This is a genomic window from Methylotuvimicrobium sp. KM1 (assembly GCF_044788715.1).
GTDB lineage: Bacteria > Pseudomonadota > Gammaproteobacteria > Methylococcales > Methylomonadaceae > Methylotuvimicrobium.
On sequence record NZ_CP173170.1, the window covers coordinates 3,327,256 to 3,346,155 of the forward strand.

16 protein-coding genes and 3 tRNA genes are annotated in these 18,900 nt (G+C 48.7%); 8 read left to right on the top strand and 11 right to left on the bottom strand.

The window, feature by feature from the left end; translation table 11 throughout:
- Positions 1-67: 67 nt before the first annotated feature.
- From ACINK7_RS14310 to ACINK7_RS14325, 4 genes are all read left to right on the top strand, one after another.
- On the top strand, positions 68-1,486 hold the full coding sequence (locus ACINK7_RS14310) for an ATP-binding protein (RefSeq protein WP_404356167.1): 1,419 nt from the start codon (positions 68-70) through the stop codon (positions 1,484-1,486).
- Positions 1,464-2,012 carry a response regulator transcription factor gene (locus ACINK7_RS14315; protein WP_404356169.1) on the top strand — a complete coding sequence of 183 codons (549 nt, stop codon included), beginning with the start codon at positions 1,464-1,466 and terminating at the stop codon, positions 2,010-2,012. Before ACINK7_RS14310 ends, ACINK7_RS14315 begins: the two co-directional genes overlap by 23 nt.
- A gap of 430 nt (positions 2,013-2,442) precedes the next feature.
- Positions 2,443-3,870 carry an OFA family MFS transporter gene (locus tag ACINK7_RS14320; RefSeq protein ID WP_404356171.1) on the top strand — a complete coding sequence of 476 codons (1,428 nt, stop codon included), beginning with the start codon at positions 2,443-2,445 and terminating at the stop codon, positions 3,868-3,870.
- Positions 3,871-4,058: 188 nt separating this feature from the next.
- Complete coding sequence (locus ACINK7_RS14325; RefSeq protein WP_404356173.1) at positions 4,059-4,640, top strand: TIGR00730 family Rossman fold protein; 582 nt, start codon at positions 4,059-4,061, stop codon at positions 4,638-4,640.
- 99 nt (positions 4,641-4,739) lie between these two features.
- Here the strand turns inward: ACINK7_RS14325 and ACINK7_RS14330 are convergent, their stop codons facing one another.
- From ACINK7_RS14330 to ACINK7_RS14360, 7 genes are all read right to left on the bottom strand, one after another.
- Positions 4,740-5,072, bottom strand: coding sequence for an exosortase system-associated protein, TIGR04073 family (locus ACINK7_RS14330; RefSeq protein ID WP_404356175.1), 333 nt, complete (start codon positions 5,070-5,072; stop codon positions 4,740-4,742).
- 99 nt (positions 5,073-5,171) lie between these two features.
- Entirely contained in the window at positions 5,172-5,639 is a 468-nt protein-coding gene (gene bfr / locus ACINK7_RS14335; protein WP_404356177.1) for a bacterioferritin, read from the bottom strand.
- Positions 5,640-6,226: 587 nt separating this feature from the next.
- A tRNA-Glu gene (locus ACINK7_RS14340) sits at positions 6,227-6,302 on the bottom strand.
- A gap of 54 nt (positions 6,303-6,356) precedes the next feature.
- Positions 6,357-6,432: transfer RNA gene (locus tag ACINK7_RS14345), tRNA-Glu, on the bottom strand.
- 18 nt (positions 6,433-6,450) lie between these two features.
- Positions 6,451-6,526: transfer RNA gene (locus ACINK7_RS14350), tRNA-Ala, on the bottom strand.
- Between the two features lie 47 nt (positions 6,527-6,573).
- On the bottom strand, positions 6,574-7,977 hold the full coding sequence (gltX, locus tag ACINK7_RS14355) for a glutamate--tRNA ligase (RefSeq protein WP_404356179.1): 1,404 nt from the start codon (positions 7,975-7,977) through the stop codon (positions 6,574-6,576).
- 3 nt (positions 7,978-7,980) lie between these two features.
- Positions 7,981-8,403 (bottom strand): tetratricopeptide repeat protein, encoded by a 423-nt coding sequence (locus ACINK7_RS14360; protein WP_404356181.1) that lies wholly within the window; start codon positions 8,401-8,403, stop codon positions 7,981-7,983.
- Positions 8,404-8,763: 360 nt separating this feature from the next.
- On the opposite strand from ACINK7_RS14360, the gene ACINK7_RS14365 reads away from it, so the two are divergent.
- On the top strand, positions 8,764-9,753 hold the full coding sequence (locus ACINK7_RS14365; protein WP_404356183.1) for an ATP-binding cassette domain-containing protein: 990 nt from the start codon (positions 8,764-8,766) through the stop codon (positions 9,751-9,753).
- A gap of 308 nt (positions 9,754-10,061) precedes the next feature.
- Here the strand turns inward: ACINK7_RS14365 and ACINK7_RS14370 are convergent, their stop codons facing one another.
- Positions 10,062-10,268: a hypothetical protein gene (locus ACINK7_RS14370; protein ID WP_404356185.1), complete on the bottom strand. Its 207-nt coding sequence runs from the start codon at positions 10,266-10,268 to the stop codon at positions 10,062-10,064.
- Positions 10,269-10,336: 68 nt separating this feature from the next.
- On the opposite strand from ACINK7_RS14370, the gene ACINK7_RS14375 reads away from it, so the two are divergent.
- The gene (locus tag ACINK7_RS14375; RefSeq protein ID WP_404356187.1) at positions 10,337-11,221 is read left to right on the top strand and encodes an ABC transporter substrate-binding protein; all 885 of its coding nucleotides are present in this window, start codon (positions 10,337-10,339) and stop codon (positions 11,219-11,221) included.
- On the opposite strand, the gene ACINK7_RS14380 is transcribed toward ACINK7_RS14375, so the two are convergent.
- Together ACINK7_RS14380 and ACINK7_RS14385 are read right to left on the bottom strand one after the other, a co-directional pair.
- The gene (locus ACINK7_RS14380) at positions 11,222-12,232 is read right to left on the bottom strand and encodes a Gfo/Idh/MocA family protein (protein WP_404356189.1); all 1,011 of its coding nucleotides are present in this window, start codon (positions 12,230-12,232) and stop codon (positions 11,222-11,224) included.
- A gap of 15 nt (positions 12,233-12,247) precedes the next feature.
- Positions 12,248-12,748: a CinA family protein gene (locus ACINK7_RS14385; RefSeq protein ID WP_404356191.1), complete on the bottom strand. Its 501-nt coding sequence runs from the start codon at positions 12,746-12,748 to the stop codon at positions 12,248-12,250.
- Between the two features lie 379 nt (positions 12,749-13,127).
- On the opposite strand from ACINK7_RS14385, the gene mutS reads away from it, so the two are divergent.
- Positions 13,128-15,695, top strand: a complete 2,568-nt coding sequence (gene mutS / locus ACINK7_RS14390) for a DNA mismatch repair protein MutS (RefSeq protein WP_404356193.1) — start codon at positions 13,128-13,130, stop codon at positions 15,693-15,695.
- A gap of 203 nt (positions 15,696-15,898) precedes the next feature.
- On the opposite strand, the gene ACINK7_RS14395 is transcribed toward mutS, so the two are convergent.
- Positions 15,899-16,738 carry an SHOCT domain-containing protein gene (locus ACINK7_RS14395; RefSeq protein WP_404356195.1) on the bottom strand — a complete coding sequence of 280 codons (840 nt, stop codon included), beginning with the start codon at positions 16,736-16,738 and terminating at the stop codon, positions 15,899-15,901.
- A 989-nt stretch (positions 16,739-17,727) separates the two neighbouring features.
- Between ACINK7_RS14395 and ACINK7_RS14400 the strand changes: the two genes are divergently transcribed.
- Positions 17,728-18,891 carry a cysteine desulfurase family protein gene (locus ACINK7_RS14400; RefSeq protein ID WP_404356197.1) on the top strand — a complete coding sequence of 388 codons (1,164 nt, stop codon included), beginning with the start codon at positions 17,728-17,730 and terminating at the stop codon, positions 18,889-18,891.
- Positions 18,892-18,900 lie beyond the last annotated feature (9 nt).

Consider the following 18,900-nt stretch of genomic DNA (forward strand, 5'->3'; position numbering starts at 1 on the left):
GGTGGGAACGAGGGAATTCCTTCTCAATTCACCCCCGAAAAATTAACTTAACCAATTAAAGTATTTCATGTTTTCAGACATACTGCCTAAAACCGAATTATCGACAAAACAAAACCTAAAATGGCTCTTCATCTTGAGAAATCTGATGATAGCCAGTCAATCGGTGCTCATCCTAATATCCGTGCATGGACTAAACATCGTTCTACCTCAGGAACAGCTTTGGCTAGTCGTGCTTTCGATTGCATCGGTCAATCTCTATACTTGGATGCGTTTGAAAACCGACGACCCGGTAACCGAACTAGAAATTTTTTCTCATTTGGTCATCGACGTCTTAAGCATTGCAGCACTCCTCTATATGACGGGCGGCGCCTCCAATCCAATCATTTGGGTGTTTTTGTTGCCGTTGATTATTACTGCAATCATGCTACCGCCGTCTTATGCATGGTATATGGTGATTTTGACCACATCGACTTATACGGTTTTAATCACCTACAACATACCCTTGCCGGCCATAGAACCTCATATACCGACCACAACACCCGAATTGATGATGATCGAAAAAATGACTGCTGACTCGCCGCATTCGGACATGGATCATTTCGAAATGCTGCGCCAAATGCACGAAATAGGCGATAAGCATTATTTCAATCTGCATATCTTCGGCATGTGGTTCGGTTTTGTATTCAGCGCAGGCTTAGTCGCTTTTTTTGTTGTAGAACTGGCGAAAACACTTAGAGCTCAGGAACGGTCACTCGCCGAAGCGCGTGAAAATGCCTTACGGGATGAGCGGGTTGTTTCGCTTGGCACACTAGCCGCAAGTGCCGCTCACGACATCAGCACACCGCTGGCAACTATTGCGATCGTCGCCCATGAATTGGAAAACGAATACCCCGATCACCGTTACCCCGATCTACATGAAAAAGCCCAAATCATGGCTCAACAAATCAACCGTTGCAAACAAGCGTTATCGGTCATGTCGGCCAGCGCCGGTGAAATGCGGGCGGAATCCGGTAAAATTATGCCCTTGATCGAGTATATCGATGAAGTAATCAGCCAATGGCGCACGCATAGACCCGAAACCAAACTCAACTTGTTTATCAATCCTGTAGTACCGACGAATGCCGGTATCATTGCCGAGCGCACATTGACTCATTCGTTGATCAACATCTTGAACAATGCCGCCGAAGCGACTCAAGACGACCTCGGCATCGAATTTCATGCCTCCTGGGACTTGGAACAAGCCCACATAAAGATTCGTGACTTCGGCCCCGGCGTGCGTTCGGAAATTTTGGAACTGATCGGTAAACAGCCGGTCATTAGCAATAAGTCCGGCCTAGGCGTAGGGCTTTTTTTAACGTGTAGCACCATTCGCCGGTTAGCTGGCAAAATAGAATTCACTAATTTAGAATCCGGCGGGGCTTGTGTGGATATTACCCTGCCTTTACTCGCTTTGGAGGAAGCAAATGACATCACAGGAACCGGATAAACCTCGATTACTTTTAGTCGACGACGACGAAACTTTTTGCAAGGTGTTACAAAGCGCACTGGAAAAACGCTCATACGAAGTCCTGGTCGCCAACAACGTCGAAAACGGTATCAAACTCGCCGAACAATTCGAGCCTGAATACGCGGTAATCGACTTACGCATCGGTCATCAGTCCGGTCTGGAATTAGTTAAGAAGCTAATGTCGCTCGACGATAACACGCGGATCGTGATGCTAACCGGTTTCGCCAGTATCGCCACGGCGGTTGAGGCTATCAAACTTGGTGCTATTCATTATTTGACGAAACCGGCCAATGCCGATGAAATTGTCGCCGCACTGAATAAAAACGAAGGCGACGCCACGGTCAGCATCAATGAAAACCCGCTATCGATCAAACGCTTGGAATGGGAACATCTACAAAAAGTGCTGATGCAACATGACGGCAACATATCGGCTGCTGCGCGCGCACTAAACATGCACCGCAGAACCTTACAACGCAAACTTGATAAGCGACCCGTTAGAGAATAATAACGCCGCCTTATCTCTAAGCCGCCTCTTTCACTATCAATCCATATACCTAAAAAGAGCAGTTGAGAGCCTCAAACTACCGTTCGCCCTTCACCCTTCGGCTGCGCCTGTTGAAGGGTAGCTTGAAGTGTTGTAGACCCTTCATGCTTCGACTTGGCTCAGCACGAACGGTCTACAACACATATCAACTGTTCTTTTTAGGTTGACGGGCACCCCGGTGCCGAATTTTGATCTTCGATGGGTATACATCCAGTCCGATTCCGATAAGATAGCACCCACCGAAGATTCACGGACCTCACCGATAGCTCAGCAACATCTTGCAGTGCTTCGATAGTTGTTTTTAGCTATTATTCCATCTTTGTATAACCGAAAAATGTTAAAGCCAGGTTTACAGACCCAAAGGCTTAGACTGAAATGAAAAAGGTTTTTCATGCCCGGATTTTTTTCTAAACAACGTATAACCGCCTCTCCCGGCTACAACCGCTGGCTGGTGCCGCCCGCCGCTTTGTCGGTGCATTTGTGCATTGGCCAAGCTTATGCGTTTAGCGTATTTAACGAACCTTTGACTCGGGTGATCGGAGTTTCGGCTTCCTCGCCTGATGACTGGAAATTGACCGAGCTGGGCTGGATTTTCAGTCTGGCCATCGTTTTTCTGGGAATATCGGCCGCATTCGGCGGTAAGTGGCTCGAAAAAGTCGGCCCGCGCTTGACGATGTTCGTGGCCGCGTGCTGTTTCGGCGGCGGTTTTTTGATTTCGGCATTAGGCGTTTTTTTGCATCAAATCTGGCTGCTGTATTTGGGCTATGGCGTCATCGGAGGCATCGGTCTCGGTTTAGGCTATGTCTCGCCGGTTTCAACCTTGATTAAATGGTTTCCCGACCGGCGAGGCATGGCGACCGGCATGGCGATCATGGGTTTCGGCGGCGGCGCAATGATCGGCGCGCCATTGTCGGTATTGCTGATGGATCATTTCCAATCGTCCGTATCGGTCGGCGTGATCGAAACATTCTTGACGATGGGCGGTTTATATTTCTTATCGATGATGATCGGCGCACTAACAATTCGCACGCCGCCCGAAGATTGGCGCCCCGAAGGTTGGAAACCGCCCGTACTGCGTAACAAGATGATCACGCATCGCCATGTCCATATCGATCAGGCCTTGAAAACGCCGCAATTCTATTTGCTGTGGCTGGTTTTGTGTTTGAATGTGACGGCAGGTATCGGCGTTTTGGGGCAGGCTTCGGTGATGATTCAAGAAATATTCAAGGGACTCGTCACGCCAGCGGCTGCAGCCGGTTTCGTCGGTTTGTTGAGTCTATTCAACATGGGCGGACGTTTTTTCTGGTCCACCGTATCCGACTATATCGGGCGCAAGAGCACTTATTTTGTATTTTTTGCCGTGGGTGCCGGGCTTTATGCAGCTGTTCCTTCGGTCGGAATGGCCGGCAATATTACCTTTTTCATTCTGCTTTACGCGGTTATTTTGAGCATGTACGGCGGAGGCTTTTCATCGATACCCGCTTATTTGGCCGATATTTTCGGTACGCGTTATGTCGGCGGCATTCACGGCCGACTTCTAACCGCATGGTCGACAGCCGGCGTGTTGGGCCCGGTTTTGGTCAACTATATCCGAGAATTTCAGATCGCCCAGGGCATCGCGAAAACCGACGCCTACAACGTCACGATGTATATTATGGCGGGAATTTTACTCTTGGGCTTTTTCTGTAATTTATTGATCAAGCCGGTACATGAAAAGCATTATATGCAACACGATGAATTCGACGAACTGGACGGCGCTTATCCGCTCGATGAATCTCGGAATACGAACACTTCAACATCAACAAAAACCGCTTCGTGAGCCTCCTCCGATGAAAAACAGCAAACCTTTTAAACCCGGCCAATGGATTCTGTTGCTAGTATTCTGGCTTTATGTCGCCATTCCTTTGATTTGGGGCGTGTGGTCGACGTTGCGTAAATCCATGATTTTGTTTAATTAACCTGCCCGATGCGATTCAACATTTAGGCGGATTATAGAAGGCTTATCAAATGAAAAAAATTTGCGTTTACTGCGGGTCTAGATCCGGAAAACGCCCCGAATATACGCTTGCAGCACATCTTCTCGCTAAAGAACTTGCGCTCCATGACATCGGTTTAGTTTACGGCGGCGCCCACGTAGGGATCATGGGACAACTTGCCGATGCCGTATTGGCGCAAAACGGAGAAGTCATCGGCGTGATTCCTCAAGACTTAGTGGATAAGGAAGTCGCTCACTATGGACTGACCGAACTTAAAATTGTCGAATCGATGCATGAACGTAAAGCCTTAATGGCCGATCTAGCCGACGGGTTTATCGCCTTGCCCGGCGGACTAGGCACGCTGGAAGAATTATTTGAGATACTGACTTGGGCGCAACTGGGCTTGCATCGAAAACCCTGCGGCTTGCTCAATATTGACGGCTACTATGACGGCTTGGTTGCGTTTTTGGATCATGCCGTTGACGAACAATTCGTCAAACCGGTCGATCGTTCGATGCTGTTGATTGAAAAACACCCAAAACAATTATTGGATGCTTTTTCAACCTATCGAGCGCCATCAGTCGAACAATGGATCGAGCGGGGCGCCACTTAATGATTTTAACGGATCAAACCAACCGGCTAGCTGTTAATTCGTCTCAATTTAAAGTTAGCCTTTTTTGAGTATATAGGGAGTAGTTCCCAGGGCGAAAAACTATTTGAAATAATCCCAAGGGTACTCGGGCTTCAAAATCGGACGAAAGCCGGCCGGCAATGGAAACGGCGCAGAAAGAAATTCATAAACGCCCACCATCGTGCGCGTTACCATCATACCCAGCCCCATAGCGAATCCCATCGGTATTCCGATTGCAGGGCCCTGAGCCTGACTCTCCTTAACCATGTTCCCCGGAATCTCGAGCACTCCAGTCGTCATCCCGGCTAATCCACGCAACGATTTATCGGCTGCGGAATACGCATTCGCGTTTTGCACAGAAAACATCATAAAAACTGTAAAAAAAACGATGAAATATTGTCTTGGAATTTTCATATACCCTCCTTATAAAAATTTTAAATTAAATAAATCCTATTGAATAACAGCATTGTTAATTCAGCCTTAACAGGGCAATATCGCAGTAAGAAATCAACATTATTGTTGCGATTGCAGATAGTTTTGCAATCCGATTCTATCGATTAACCCCAATTGCTGTTCCAGCCAATGCGTATGATCATCCTCTGTATCCTTTAGCATGCCTTCCAAAATTTCTCGGGTCTGATAATCTTGCACCGATTCGCAAAAGGCAATGACCGACCGCAATGAGGCTACGACCTTTAATTCCAATTCAAGATCGTTTGTCAGCATATCCGAGATATTTGAACCGACCTTTAGAGGCTCACGCTTGGATAAATCCGGCGTACCCTCCAAAAATAAAATGCGCTTGATTAATGCATCGGCATGAGCCGTCTCATCTTGCACTTCATGAGCAATGCGTTCGTAGAGTTTACCGAACCCCCAATTTTCATACATACGCGAATGAATAAAATATTGATCGATTGCTGTCAATTCGCCGGCCAATAATTCGTTCAAGCGCTCGATAACTTGACTATTACCTTTCATCTGTGACTCCTTAATTCGTAACACATTGAACCGATACAACAAACGCAACGGTCATTATAATGCCTCAGAATAATATATTTACCGAATAAGTGTACACATAAATTAAAACCGATCGTTTAGCTCTGCTTCGTGAACGTTACTGTGAAAGTACGCGAACCGAAGCGAGTGCGGTTGCTCGACCGACAGACGTCGGCGGCAGGGCAGATTTTTGCTCCTGCAAAATCTGCATTCATGCCATCCATGGCAATCAGTCGCCGCCGCCGAGCCTACAGGGACGTATTCACCCAGCACCTAAATTCCATAACCCATTGGCTATGGTCAATTATCTTGGATAATTCATCCAGCACCTAAATAAGCCATGATTTTAAATCATTGCCAAAGACCTATGGAATTTAGGTGCTGGATTTAGGTGCTGGGTTCACGACGTCCTGTTGGGCGAGCGACCGTACCAGCCACCCCTCGCACTTTCATTTGCCGGGGCGATGACAGCTTCTTCATGATCGTTACGGTTAGATGCTTTTTCTTAAGATAGAAAACAGCAGGCAATAAAAAAGGCCTACGACCAAAGATCGTAAGCCTTTAATAAATGGCGTCCCCAGGGGGGTTCGAACCCCCGTTACCGCCGTGAAAGGGCGGTGTCCTAGGCCACTAGACGATGGGGACTAAAACGGATCGGTGTTTTTATCAGAACCGAGACTGAACTCTTTATATGCGAAATGGCGTCCCCAGGGGGGTTCGAACCCCCGTTACCGCCGTGAAAGGGCGGTGTCCTAGGCCACTAGACGATGGGGACTTAAGACGCTAATTCAATTGGTGGAGCCAAGCGGGATCGAACCGCTGACCTCAACACTGCCAGTGTTGCGCTCTCCCAGCTGAGCTATGGCCCCTCACTTGAGTCCGCATATTCTACAGGATTTTAAATTCTTGTCTAGCTTTAATTTAAAGACTTGATAAAATCCACGGCACGAACCAATCGCGCCAATGTTTTTTCGCGCCCCAACAACGCCAATGTCATATCAATCGGGGGCGACACCGCAGTCCCGCAAACCGCTACTCGCAGGGGTTGCGCGACTTTTCCCAAATTCAACCCCAAGGTCTCGGCTAAATTGACGACAATTTGATGCAAAGCCTCTCCCTGCCAATTATTCAGCCCGCTAAATTGATCATGTAGCTGTTGCAAAACATCCGCACTCTCAGGTTTGAAATTCTTTTTTGCAGCCTTTTCATCGTATTCATCGAAGTCCTTGTAGAAATAGCGACTGATCGTGGCCATTTCGACCAAGGTTTTGCAACGCTCTTTCTGAGCTTTGACTAACTCAACCAAATCCGGTCCGTCGGTAGGGTCGATACCTTGCTCGCCCATGTGCCAACTTAAATGCCGCGCGACATGAGCCGGATCCGAGTTCATGATGTATTGATGATTGAGCCACAATAGCTTTTCCGGATTGAATGCCGATGCCGACACATTGACGTCTTTTAGTTCGAAATACTCGATCATTTCATCCAGGCTAAAAATTTCCTGATCGCCATGCGACCAACCCAACCGAACCAGATAATTCAATAGCGCTTCGGGCAAATAGCCTTCATCCCTGTACTGCATCACGCTGACCGCGCCATGGCGTTTGGACAATCTCGCACCATCCGCGCCCAATATCATCGGCAGATGTGCATATTCCGGAATCGGAGCGCCCAACGCCTTCAATATATTCATCTGTCTCGGCGTATTGTTTATGTGGTCGTCACCGCGAATCACATGAGTCACCCCCATATCCATATCATCGACGACGACACTGAGATTGTAAGTCGGCGATCCGTCGGAACGTGCGATAATCAAATCATCCAATTCTTTGTTCGAAACGACAATATCACCTTTCACCAAATCCTTGATAACCACCTCGCCGACATCCGGGTTCCTAAATCGAATCACAGGCATGACGCCTTCAGACACGCCCGAAGTTTCCCGGCATTTTCCGTTATAACGAGGCTTTTCTTTGTTCGCCATCTGCTCGTTACGCAGCTGTTCCAGCTCTTCTTTACTGCAATAACAATAGTAGGCGTCCCCCTGGTCGAGCAGTTGCTGTATGACGGCTTTGTAGCGTTCGAACCGGTGCGTCTGATAGAAAGGCCCTTCGTCGTATTCCAAGCCCAACCAAGCCATTCCCTCTAGAATCGCATTGACCGATTCCTGCGTCGAACGCTCCAGATCGGTATCTTCGATTCTCAAAACAAAACGGCCGCCGTGCTTACGGGAATACAACCAAGAAAAAAGCGCGGTCCGCGCGCCGCCGATATGAAGATAACCCGTCGGACTCGGGGCAAATCGTGTTTTTGTCGTCATTTTTTATTTATTCGTTTTCAATAAAATCTTTTTTGCGTATTCATTTGGAATTTGCTTGGAAGCTCGCATGCGTATTGCCTGGTAGTTAAACCCCACACTACCCTTTGGCGCCTCGTTCTTACCTAGAATAGCCAAGGAAGCTCCATGACCTTTTGCCGCTGCTTTTTCATACCATTGTGTAGCTTTTTTGACATCTTGAGACATACCTAAGCCTCTATCGTACATTGCAGCAACCACGACTTCAGCTTCGAGCAGACCTTGCTCAGCCGCCTTAAGCATCCACCCGGCGGCTTGTTGCTCATTGACTTCAAAGCCATCCCGACCCAATAAATACAAGGCGCCCATTTTAGCTTGCGCAAGCGCATCGCCCTGTTCCGCCGAAGCCTGAACAGATGCTTTGGCATCGGCTTCTTCAGCATGAACCATACCTATCTCGGCTAAAACCAACAGACAAGCTATCGTTGTTATTTTAATCATTCCTCTAACCTCATGCATCGATTAACGACAGAGTTGTTGATAAAATGCTTTCGGCAAATCAAATATTTTACTTTCCGACCCGCCGAAACGAAACAACTCTCAGAACGCGTATTATTTCACGACATAGCCCTGAGAGGAATTAAACATTCGGTAAATTCAAAATTCAGAACTCTTCTTAGAAAGGATTTACAATTCTATTAGCATTGAGCGAGCCTTATCTCAAGACTCACAATTGGCCATTAATAGCTATTTGTCTTGAATAGCTATTTGTTCGAGAATACACTCTGAGAAGCAACCTGCGTAACTTAAATGACCGACCTTTACCGACTAAACGATATTCGTTTCCTATACGTTGATAAGGTAGCACTCACACTGCCTTCGCTTAGCGTCAAAACCGGTAAAATCACTGCATTGATCGGCCCTAACGGTTGCGGAAAAAGCACCTTACTTAACATGTTGGCTTTTTTAGATTCGCCGCAGCAAGGCAACATCGCATTCAAGGAGGAAACCGTTCGCACCAAAAAGCAACTGCAAGCATTAAGAAAGCGCGTTGGGCTACTAACCCAAAAACCTTACATGCTTCGAGGCACGGTGGCTGATAATCTAAAACTTGCGCTAAAATTACACGGCGCACCGAAACCGCTTTGGCAAACCAAAATTAACGAGGTTCTCAACCGTCTCGATGCCATTCATTTACTCAACCAGCAAGCCAATACGCTGTCGGGTGGGCAACTGCAAAAAGCGGCTCTTGCACGCGCACTGATTAACGACCCCGAGGTTTTGTTATTAGATGAACCCTTCAGTTACTTGGATCAAGCCGCGAACATTATGCTTGAGGAGTTCATTCAAGATTACAGAACTTCCACTCGTAATTTGATCTTTAGCACCCACAACCGACTGCAAGGCTTAGCGCTGGCCGACGAAGTCATAACGCTCATTAACGGCAGCCAGGTTCAAACGCCGTTACTGAACTTGTTTCATGGTCATCTGGACAATCATATTTTTAATACGGGTAAACTGAGTGTCGTTTTAACCGGGGACATCGAAGGATGTCGGCATATTTCGATCGATCCGCATGAAATTGTCTTGTCTAAAGAACCTTTTTGTTCCAGTATTCGCAACCAATATCCGGGACGCATCACATCGATTTCGGAGGAAATGGGCAAGGTGAGAGTCACTATTTCAACCGGCGAAATTTTTCAAGCCCTTATTACCTTCGAAGCGTTACATGATTTAAAGTTGCAATTGGGAGATGAAGTTTGGGTTAATTTTAAGTCGAATTCGATCGTAACATTCTGAGGTAAATATGCTTTTACATTTCTTATCTCATAAGCGAGTTGACGAACCCTTACGCATCAAGATAAGGATGTCGCTAAAATTAACTTACTGAATTGCCAAAGTTTCATTTAGGTCGCTTCGAGGGCTTCGACATAAGCCGAAAATACCAGGCTACAATAAATGGCACCAAGATCACAAAGACTAAAATATGCTGTTACCCAAGCTCCAGCTTGGGTAATCTGTTCAGGAAGCTCTAGCTTCCCGACAATCAAAGAAGATTGAACGAACGAATCAGGGTTGATTGCGAATGTGCCGAGGTTGTGTCGGTCTCAGGAAGCTCTTGCCCTGAGCTTGTCGAAGGGGGAGCTTCCGGGGCGTCTTTCCCAAGCTTGAGCTTGGGAAAGAGCGTGATGTGGGTTGGCCGTTTTTAGCTTTATGCGCATGGTTGCCGGATGCTCAACGAAATTCGAATCTCTTAACTCTTCAAGTTTTATTACAATCAGTTGTGCCGACAACAAACTTTTCTCATCATTCATCCCGCCGGCATTTCATTCGATGCCTTACCGCATTGAGCCTGTCACCTTGGCTTCCCGGCTGTGAATCATTGTTTGCTCAACGAATTGCGATTGCGGCCCATGCTTGGCCTGGTTATGAATTTCTGTTTCTAGCCCGGCGCGAAAAATGGTTGGATAACTCGTTGGTCGATTTGATTGAAACGACTTCTGCAACCGAATCATTAAGCGCACTGCTCGACGGCAAGATTGACGGGGCAGCATTGACGCTGGACGAAGTCTTAACGGCACGCGCATCCGGCTTGCCGCTTACCGTGGTGTTGGTATTTAACATTTCAGCTGGTGCGGATATGCTGCTAGCTAGGCCGTACATAGCAAAGCTAGCCGATCTCAAGGGGCAGCGCATCGGCTTTGAACAAGGCGCAGTCGGCTCGCTATTGCTGCATAAAGCCCTGGATGCCGCTGGCTTGTCAATGGCTGAAATCACAGCGGTTCCATTAACAATCGATACCCATTTTCTGGCCTGGCAACAGCAACAAGTCGATGCCCTAGTCACTTACGATCCGGTCGCCAGCCGTTTGTTACGCGAAGGTGCAATCAAGCTTTTCGACAGTCGAAAACTTCCTGACACAATTTTTGATGTTCTGGCTTTTCGAGCCGATCGTTTGGGTTTTAGTCGAGCGCCAGCCGTTCGCCATTTGGTCGCCGCCCATCTTAAAGCACTTGAGCATCTGACCAAAAACCCACAAGATGCCGCTTACCGAATGGCACCGCGCTTTAAATTATCGCCCGCTCAAGTGCTTGGCACATACAAGGGTTTAGTCATTCCCGATCGAAGTAACAATCAACGCTTACTGCTAGGGTCATCTCCGATTTTGTTAAACAGCGCGCGCAACCTGAGCGCCTTCATGTACGAATCCGGAAAACTGCCGCACGAGAATGACTTAACCGGTTTGATTGACGCAAGCTACTTATGATTAAAAACGAATTACCCGACCATCCTCGGCCGATTGCAGCGCACCGACAATAATCCGACAATTGGTCTTAGCGTCTTCAAGCGAAAGTGCGGGAGCCTTGCCGGTCAAAACGCAATCGCTGAAGTGTTCGATTTCCAAACGGAAATGATCGGCGATAGGGAGTATCTCCTCAGATTGCCGCCCTCCCTCCGTCCACCAGGAAATGACCGGAATGTCGCCCGGATTTTGCCAAACGCCATGACATTTCAAACCGCCTTTTGTGCCGACAACTTCGTATTCGCAGCGCCGCGCGCGCTCGAAACTGAAATCGAAATGCGCGTATTTGCCGTCGCCGAAATCGAGCACACCGCTACACGCAGTATCAGCGCCGCTTTCGATATATTTGGCAACGGCAGTGACCGACTCCGGCATTCCATCGAAAAACAGCCTGAGCGAATGAATCGCATAACAGCCTATATCCCACATCGCTCCGCCGCCCTGATCGATACTATCGGCGATCCGGTACATTCTAGCCGGTTTCATCATGAACGAAAAACTCGCACGCACCGTTTTAACCTCGCCGATCTCGCCGGAACGCAGAATATCCAAGACCCGCGAATGCTGCGGATGAAAACGGTACATAAAGCCTTCCATCACAGTAACGTTATGACGGTGCGCCGCAGCTTCTATCGCTTCGATATCCGAAACCTTCAACGCCATTGGCTTTTCGCACAAAACATGCTTGCCCTTCTCGATCGCGCGCAAGGCCCATTCGGCATGTTCACCATTCGCCATCGGCAAATAAACCGCTTCGATTTCATCGTCATCGAGAATCGCTTCAGGGCTATCGTAAGCGCGAACACCTTGCTGATGCGGCGCATATTTCGCCAAGGTTTCCGCCGCGGCGCCGGGACGTCGACTGCCGATCGCGACCAATTCCGCATTGCTCGCATCGACGATCGCCGGCATCAGCCGCTCGTTGACCCGTGCCGCGCCTAAAATACCCCAACGCAATTTCTTGTGTTCGTTCATGATTCTCCTCCGTGTTTACTTATCAATATTCAACCATTCCGCCAATGCGGTCTTGATTGTTTCGGTTCTAATTTGGTGGCGATCGCCATTAAAATGTATTTCGGCAATTTCGGCAATTGCACCACGCCGCTGCCAAGCGATGTAAACCGTGCCGACCGGTTTCACCGAAGTGCCGCCACCAGGCCCGGCAATGCCGGTCACCGCGATTGCCCAATCGGCCTGACTGTGTTTCAATGCGCCGCCTGTCATCTCGCTAGCAGTCTCGGCGCTAACCGCGCCATAATTTTCGATCGTCTCGGCCCGGACGCCCAGCATTTGTATTTTGGCGGCATTGCTGTAAGTCACGAAGCCTCGGTCGAACCAAGCCGAACTGCCCGGTATTTCGGTAATCGCTTGCGCAATGCCGCCGCCGGTACAGGATTCGGCGGTTGTCAGCAGCCAACCGCGTTCCTTTAGGCTCAACCCGACCACACGAGCCAATTCGATGATTTCGTTCTCTGTATTTAATGGGACCAATGGGGCAAGACCTAATCAATTTAAGGATATCGTGACGAATAACTTTCTGGAACCATGGCTTTGTCGCGGGTTCGGTTAGCCTGCATTAAAAAATAAGAAAGTTATGCCTTTCGCACTTCAAATTTCGGCAGTGCCTAAGGAGGCGCCGGGGTGCGCGGTCGATTTTTGCTCCTGCAAAATCGACATTCACGCCATCCATGGCGCTCGCAAAGGCTTTGCCTACATGGATGTATTCACCCAGCCCCTAAATTCCATAGCCCATCGGTCATGGTTAATAGTCTTACTAATTTAGGGGCTGGGTCCTTTGACGGGCCCCGGTGCCGAATTTTGATCTACGATGAGTATATCTATGACTCAATCCTAAGATAAAATAATATCTATGAGTATAAAACAAACCAGCAAGCAACACACCCCGATGATGCAGCAATATCTGCGCATCAAGGCTGACCATCCCGACACGCTCGTTTTTTACCGGATGGGCGATTTTTATGAACTTTTTTTCGACGATGCCAAAAAAGCCGCGCAAATCCTTGATATTACGCTGACGCAGCGCGGCCAGTCGGCCGGTGAACCGATTCCGATGGCCGGCATTCCGTATCATGCCGCCGAAGGCTACATCGCGAAATTGTTGCGCCACAGCGAATCTGTCGCGATTTGCGAACAAATCGGCGACCCGGCGACTTCGAAAGGACCCGTTGAGCGCAAAGTGGTGCGCATCGTTACTCCCGGCACCGTTACCGACGAAGCCTTGCTCGAAGACCGTAAGGATAATTTGCTGGTGGCGCTGCATATTGCCGACTCCAAATTCGGTATCGCCGCTTTAGATGTGACCAGCGGACGCTTTGTATTGCAACAACTGGATTCGGCCGATACGATGTTGAGCGAAATCGAACGTCTGGACCCGGCCGAGCTATTGGTCAGCGAAGATATCGCTCTTCTACAGGCCTTGAAGCAGCGTAAAGGCATTTGCAAGCGCCCTCCTTGGCATTTCGAGCCTGACAGTGCGCGTCAACTGGTATTGAAACAATTCAACACACACGACCTGTCCGGCTTCGGCTGCGAAAATATGCCGATCGCTATTGCCGCGGCCGGCGGTTTGCTGCAATATGTCAAAGACACGCAGCAAAGCGCCCTACCCCATATTCAGGGTATCCGGGTCGAAAAAAATTCCGACGGCATTCAACTCGATGCTGCTAGCCGCCGCAATCTGGAACTGGACACGCATCCGACCGGCGAACTGCGCTACACCCTATTCGGCGTACTCGACAAAACCGTCACCGCGATGGGCAGTCGTTGCCTACGCCGCTGGATCAACCGACCGCTCAGAGATCAAGCCATTCTGCAAAACCGATATTCAGCAATTGAATCGCTATTGTCCGAACGGCTTTTAGATGACGTTCGCAATCAATTGAATGCGGTCGGCGACATCGAGCGTATCAGCTCACGCCTCGCACTCAAATCGGCCAGGCCGCGCGATTTGATCGTATTACGCAACACCCTAGACGTTTTACCGACATTGCAGCCCTTGCTATCGAATACCGACAGTCCGGAGCTGATGCGCCTGGCCGAGCAACTCACCGAACAACCCGAGTTATCGGCCCTGTTGCAACAAGCCATTATCGACAACCCGCCGGTCCTAATTCGCGACGGCGGCGTCATTGCGCCCGGTTACCATGCCGAACTCGATGAACTGCGCAACTTAAGCCGCAATGCCGATCAATTTCTGCTCGATATGGAGGAGCGTGAAAAGACCGCGACCGGTATTAGCGGACTAAAAGTCAATTACAACCGCGTGCATGGTTACTATATCGAGATATCGAGATTACATGCCGAGAAAGTTCCGGCACACTACCACCGCAAACAAACGCTAAAAGGCGTCGAACGCTACATTACCGAGGAATTAAAAACCTTCGAAGATAAAGTTCTGAGTGCGAAAGAAAAATCGCTGGCATTCGAAAAACTGCTATACGATCAATTGCTGGACAGGCTCGGCGAGTCATTAACCGATCTGCAGCAATGCGCGCAAGGACTCGCCGAACTGGATGTGCTGGCGGCATTTGCCGAACGCGCCGAAACATTGAACTTGACTCGCCCGCAATTGACCGACAAGCCCGGCATCGATATCGAAGGCGGACGGCATCCCGTCGTCGAACAAGTATCCGACATTCCGTTTGTCGCAAACGATCTTAAACTATCGCCTCAGCGCCGCATGCTCATCATCACCGGCCCGAATATGGGCGGTAAATCGACTTATATGCGCCAAGCGGCTTTGATCGTGTTGATCGCTCATATCGGCTGTTATGTTCCGGCCAAGGCCGCAACGATCGGCCCGGTCGATAAGATTTTCACCCGCATCGGCGCTTCGGACGACTTGGCCGGTGGGCGCTCGACTTTCATGGTCGAAATGTCGGAAACAGCCAACATTCTGCATAACGCAACCGAACAAAGCTTGATATTAATGGACGAAATCGGCCGCGGAACCAGTACTTTTGACGGTTTATCTTTGGCTTGGGCTTGCGCCGATCATTTGGCAAAAGTCACAAAGGCATATACCTTATTCGCGACGCATTATTTCGAATTGACGACACTAGCGGACGAGCAAAAACCGATCCATAACGTGCATCTCGACGCGATGGAGTACGGCGACAAAATCGTGTTTCTACATGCGGTCAAGGAAGGCCCGGCGAGCCAAAGTTACGGGCTGCAAGTCGCCTCACTGGCCGGTGTTCCGGCAACGGTGATCGACAAAGCCAAATTGAAACTACAGCATCTCGAAAACAACACTTATTATCAAAACCAGACCGAATCCGGCAATCAGCAATTGGATTTATTCGCTACTCAGGAATGCCATCCGGCAGTCTGTTTGATCGAGGAGTTAGACCCGGACAACTTAAGCCCGCGGCAAGCCTTGGATACGCTGTATCGTTTGAAAAAGATGGTGGAGTGATTTTAAGCTCGGGCGACTACTATCCTACTCCCTTTTGATTGAAAAACCGTCTAAGAATAAAAGGTATGGCCATCGCCCCGGCAAATGAAAGTGCGAGGCGTGGCGGATCAATAAATGCCCCGTGAACGCATTACCCACTGAATTATAATTCACGCGGTCAAGATTCTGGCGATTTCGCGCTACAGTTAACTATGCCAAAGTCTTCATAATCGCCCTAACAATTCGGCTTTTTTGGCATTGTATTCTTCGTCAGTCAATATGCCTTTATTTTTCAAATCAGTTAGCTTTTCGATAGTCACAAAAATGTTCTCTTCATGGCTGGATGCCGGCTTATTGGGTGCAGCCGACTGCTGGACAGGTTTAGACTTGGTTTCCATTGGCACGTTATCCACCGAAATCACAGGCAAACTGTTTACGTCGACCAAACCGTACTGACTGGTAAAAGACAAAGAACCGCCCACCGACTGTTGCTGAGAAAACCCGCTAATTTGATGATCCAGCGTGTCGTAAAGCGTTACATGCCCATTGGCATCAATCGCCAACCGGTGAATAGTCGCAAAATAGGCATAACGTACATTGTTTTGCGCCCCTGTACTGCTAGGAAATTGTAAGCCGGCTGGCCACCAATTTGCGGACTGAGTATTCGAAGGCGGAACGAACAAGCTAACCGGCCCCGACGGCCCGTTGCTATTTTGCTGCTGTTGGCTTCCAGAATAATTGTTTTGCTGCTGAGATCCTTGTGATTGCGACTGGAAAGACCCCGTTTGTAGCAAATTAGGTTGACTCGCGACTAAATCGGACAATTCTTGACACAATCCAGCGATGGAGTTTTTGAGTTGATTATTAAACATGTCGCCCACCATAATCATTCCGCCGCGCATCCATTGCCCCGAGCCGCCGAATTCAGGATGATTGAATTGAGCCATCGATCCGTTGCCGTTGATCACGGATTGCAGGAGGCTGCAAACTGCATCAAAGCTGAAATGATAACGCTGAGCGAGTTGATTGATAATGGAAGAGCCTTCCGGTGTAAGCTGATTCATTGAATTTTCCGCCAAAGTACAAAATTGAGAGCTTTTACTTCTTGCTGTTTCCGATAATTTACCCGACCCTAAGACAATTAATTCCAATTGCATGACGTCGAGGAACTTGTATCGGCCAAACTGTTGTTTGCCGGTAAGCCTACCCTATCGTTAAGTTAAGCCTTAATGCCCGCATCCAAGCAATAGGCATGCTTTCAAACCAAAATCGTCGTTAGCTATTTGGTTCCTGTAATCCATTCTAGAATGATATTTTTTGATAACTTAAAGGCAGTGAGATAGGATTTAGTAAAGGGGAAGATTGAAACGATTATCTTGCTTTGTCAACAACTTTCCTAAAACTGTTGGAAATAGGATTTTCCTCGTTCCCATCGCTCCAGCGTGGGAATGCATACTGGTCTTGTTGCGCCAGCCAAGGTATGGGATCCCACGGAGGACCGTGGGAACCACAGACAAAACTAACTCTCACTGGATTGACCAATTTGATAGAATCCAGGCAATTTAGTCATCAACCGAATACTAGAATAACTTGAATACCCCTATTTATCTCGATTATGCCGCTACCACCCACGCCGGGCGGGTTATTTAACCCGCCCGGAACGTTTTGATTTGCTCCCAATATTTTGGGTTGCTTTGGCCACGGTCGAAACGCTTAGGACGGGGTTATAAGCCCCGTCCTGCCAAGCATCTTAGCCAATGTGACCTCGAAATCGCGATCAGGGGATCGCTCCCACAGAGCATCCGCCGCCCGCTGTGGGAGCGACGCCTTCGTCGCGACTATCGAAGCCGCTAACGCTCATACACCAATAGCCTTTTCGGACGACACGGCAACCTAGCGCTCAGTCGCGGCTTTTTGCACAATAGGTATATTTATATTTGTGTATAACGGCAAGCGGAGGGCCGTGGGAACCACAGACAAAACTAACTCTCACTGGATTGGCCAATTTAATAGAATCCAGGCAATTTAGTCATCAACCGAATCCTAGAATAACTTGAATACCCCAATTTATCTCGATTATGCCGCTACTACACCAACAGCGCCTGAAGCGGTGGAAGCCATGCTGCCCTATTTAACGCAATCGGGCCTCTTCGCCAACCCCGCCTCCACTCAACACTGCTTAGGAGAAGCGGCGGAATCCGCTGTTGAACGCGCACGCACTCAAATCGCCGAATTAATCGGTGCCCATGCCAAAGATTTTATTTTCACTTCCGGTGCTACGGAATCCAATAACCTTGCCATCAAAGGGATTGCGCTAACCTATCGCGGCCGGGGCCGGCACATTATTACATCGGCAATTGAACATAAATCGGTCTTAGACACTTGCAAATATCTGGAAAGCGAAGGTTTTTCGGTGACATATATATCCCCCAATAGGGAAGGCATGATTAACACGAAAGACTTGCTGAACGCGGTTACGGACGAGACGATTATGGTGTCAATCATGCATGTCAACAACGAAACCGGCGTTATACAACCAATCGAACAAATCGCAGACGCCCTAGCCGATACAAACTTATTCTTTCATGTCGATGCCGCCCAAAGCGCAGGTAAAATAGCGATAGACTTGTCAAAAACGCCGATTGATTTACTGTCTCTCTCGGCGCATAAATTTTACGGACCTAAAGGCATCGGCGGCTTGTATGTTCGCAACCGCAAAAAAAACCGGCTCACGCCGATCATGCATGGCGGCGGACAAGAACACAACCTACGCCCAGGCACCTTAGCAAGCCATCAAATTGCGGGCATGGCAAGCGCCTTCAAGATAGCCCATGAAAACCTATCGAATGACTTCGAACATTGCCGGCAATTAAAACAAGCGCTGTTAAATAGCGTGCATCGTATCGAGGGCGTTACCCTCAACGGCGGACAAACGCATACGCTTCCGAATATCCTCAATGTCAGCTTCGACCACGTCGGTTCCGACTCGCTACTTATCGCCTTAAGAGATCGACTCGCGATTGCATCGGGTTCCGCTTGTAATAGCGGCGCCATCGAAGCCTCTTATGTCCTGCGGGCAATGGCTATTGAAGGCGATAGACTTTACGGCGCGGTCCGAATAAGCTTCGGACGCTATACAACCGAGGCGGAAATCAAACTCGCGGGACTCGCCCTTATCGAGGAAGTTACCCGTTTGCGAGCGCTGGCTCTAACCTAAGCAGTAATC

Excerpts from the sequence above, each read along its gene's own strand:
- ACINK7_RS14310 (WP_404356167.1), top strand. The coding sequence starts at position 68 with ATGTTTTCAGACATACTGCCTAAAACCGAATTATCGACAAAACAAAAC.
- ACINK7_RS14315 (WP_404356169.1), top strand. The coding sequence starts at position 1,464 with ATGACATCACAGGAACCGGATAAACCTCGATTACTTTTAGTCGACGAC.
- ACINK7_RS14320 (WP_404356171.1), top strand. The coding sequence starts at position 2,443 with ATGCCCGGATTTTTTTCTAAACAACGTATAACCGCCTCTCCCGGCTAC.
- ACINK7_RS14325 (WP_404356173.1), top strand. The coding sequence starts at position 4,059 with ATGAAAAAAATTTGCGTTTACTGCGGGTCTAGATCCGGAAAACGCCCC.
- ACINK7_RS14330 (WP_404356175.1), bottom strand. The coding sequence starts at position 5,072 with ATGAAAATTCCAAGACAATATTTCATCGTTTTTTTTACAGTTTTTATG.
- bfr (WP_404356177.1), bottom strand. The coding sequence starts at position 5,639 with ATGAAAGGTAATAGTCAAGTTATCGAGCGCTTGAACGAATTATTGGCC.
- gltX (WP_404356179.1), bottom strand. The coding sequence starts at position 7,977 with ATGACGACAAAAACACGATTTGCCCCGAGTCCGACGGGTTATCTTCAT.
- ACINK7_RS14360 (WP_404356181.1), bottom strand. The coding sequence starts at position 8,403 with ATGGTTCATGCTGAAGAAGCCGATGCCAAAGCATCTGTTCAGGCTTCG.
- ACINK7_RS14365 (WP_404356183.1), top strand. The coding sequence starts at position 8,764 with ATGACCGACCTTTACCGACTAAACGATATTCGTTTCCTATACGTTGAT.
- ACINK7_RS14370 (WP_404356185.1), bottom strand. The coding sequence starts at position 10,268 with ATGAATGATGAGAAAAGTTTGTTGTCGGCACAACTGATTGTAATAAAA.
- ACINK7_RS14380 (WP_404356189.1), bottom strand. The coding sequence starts at position 12,232 with ATGAACGAACACAAGAAATTGCGTTGGGGTATTTTAGGCGCGGCACGG.
- mutS (WP_404356193.1), top strand. The coding sequence starts at position 13,128 with ATGAGTATAAAACAAACCAGCAAGCAACACACCCCGATGATGCAGCAA.
- ACINK7_RS14395 (WP_404356195.1), bottom strand. The coding sequence starts at position 16,738 with ATGAATCAGCTTACACCGGAAGGCTCTTCCATTATCAATCAACTCGCT.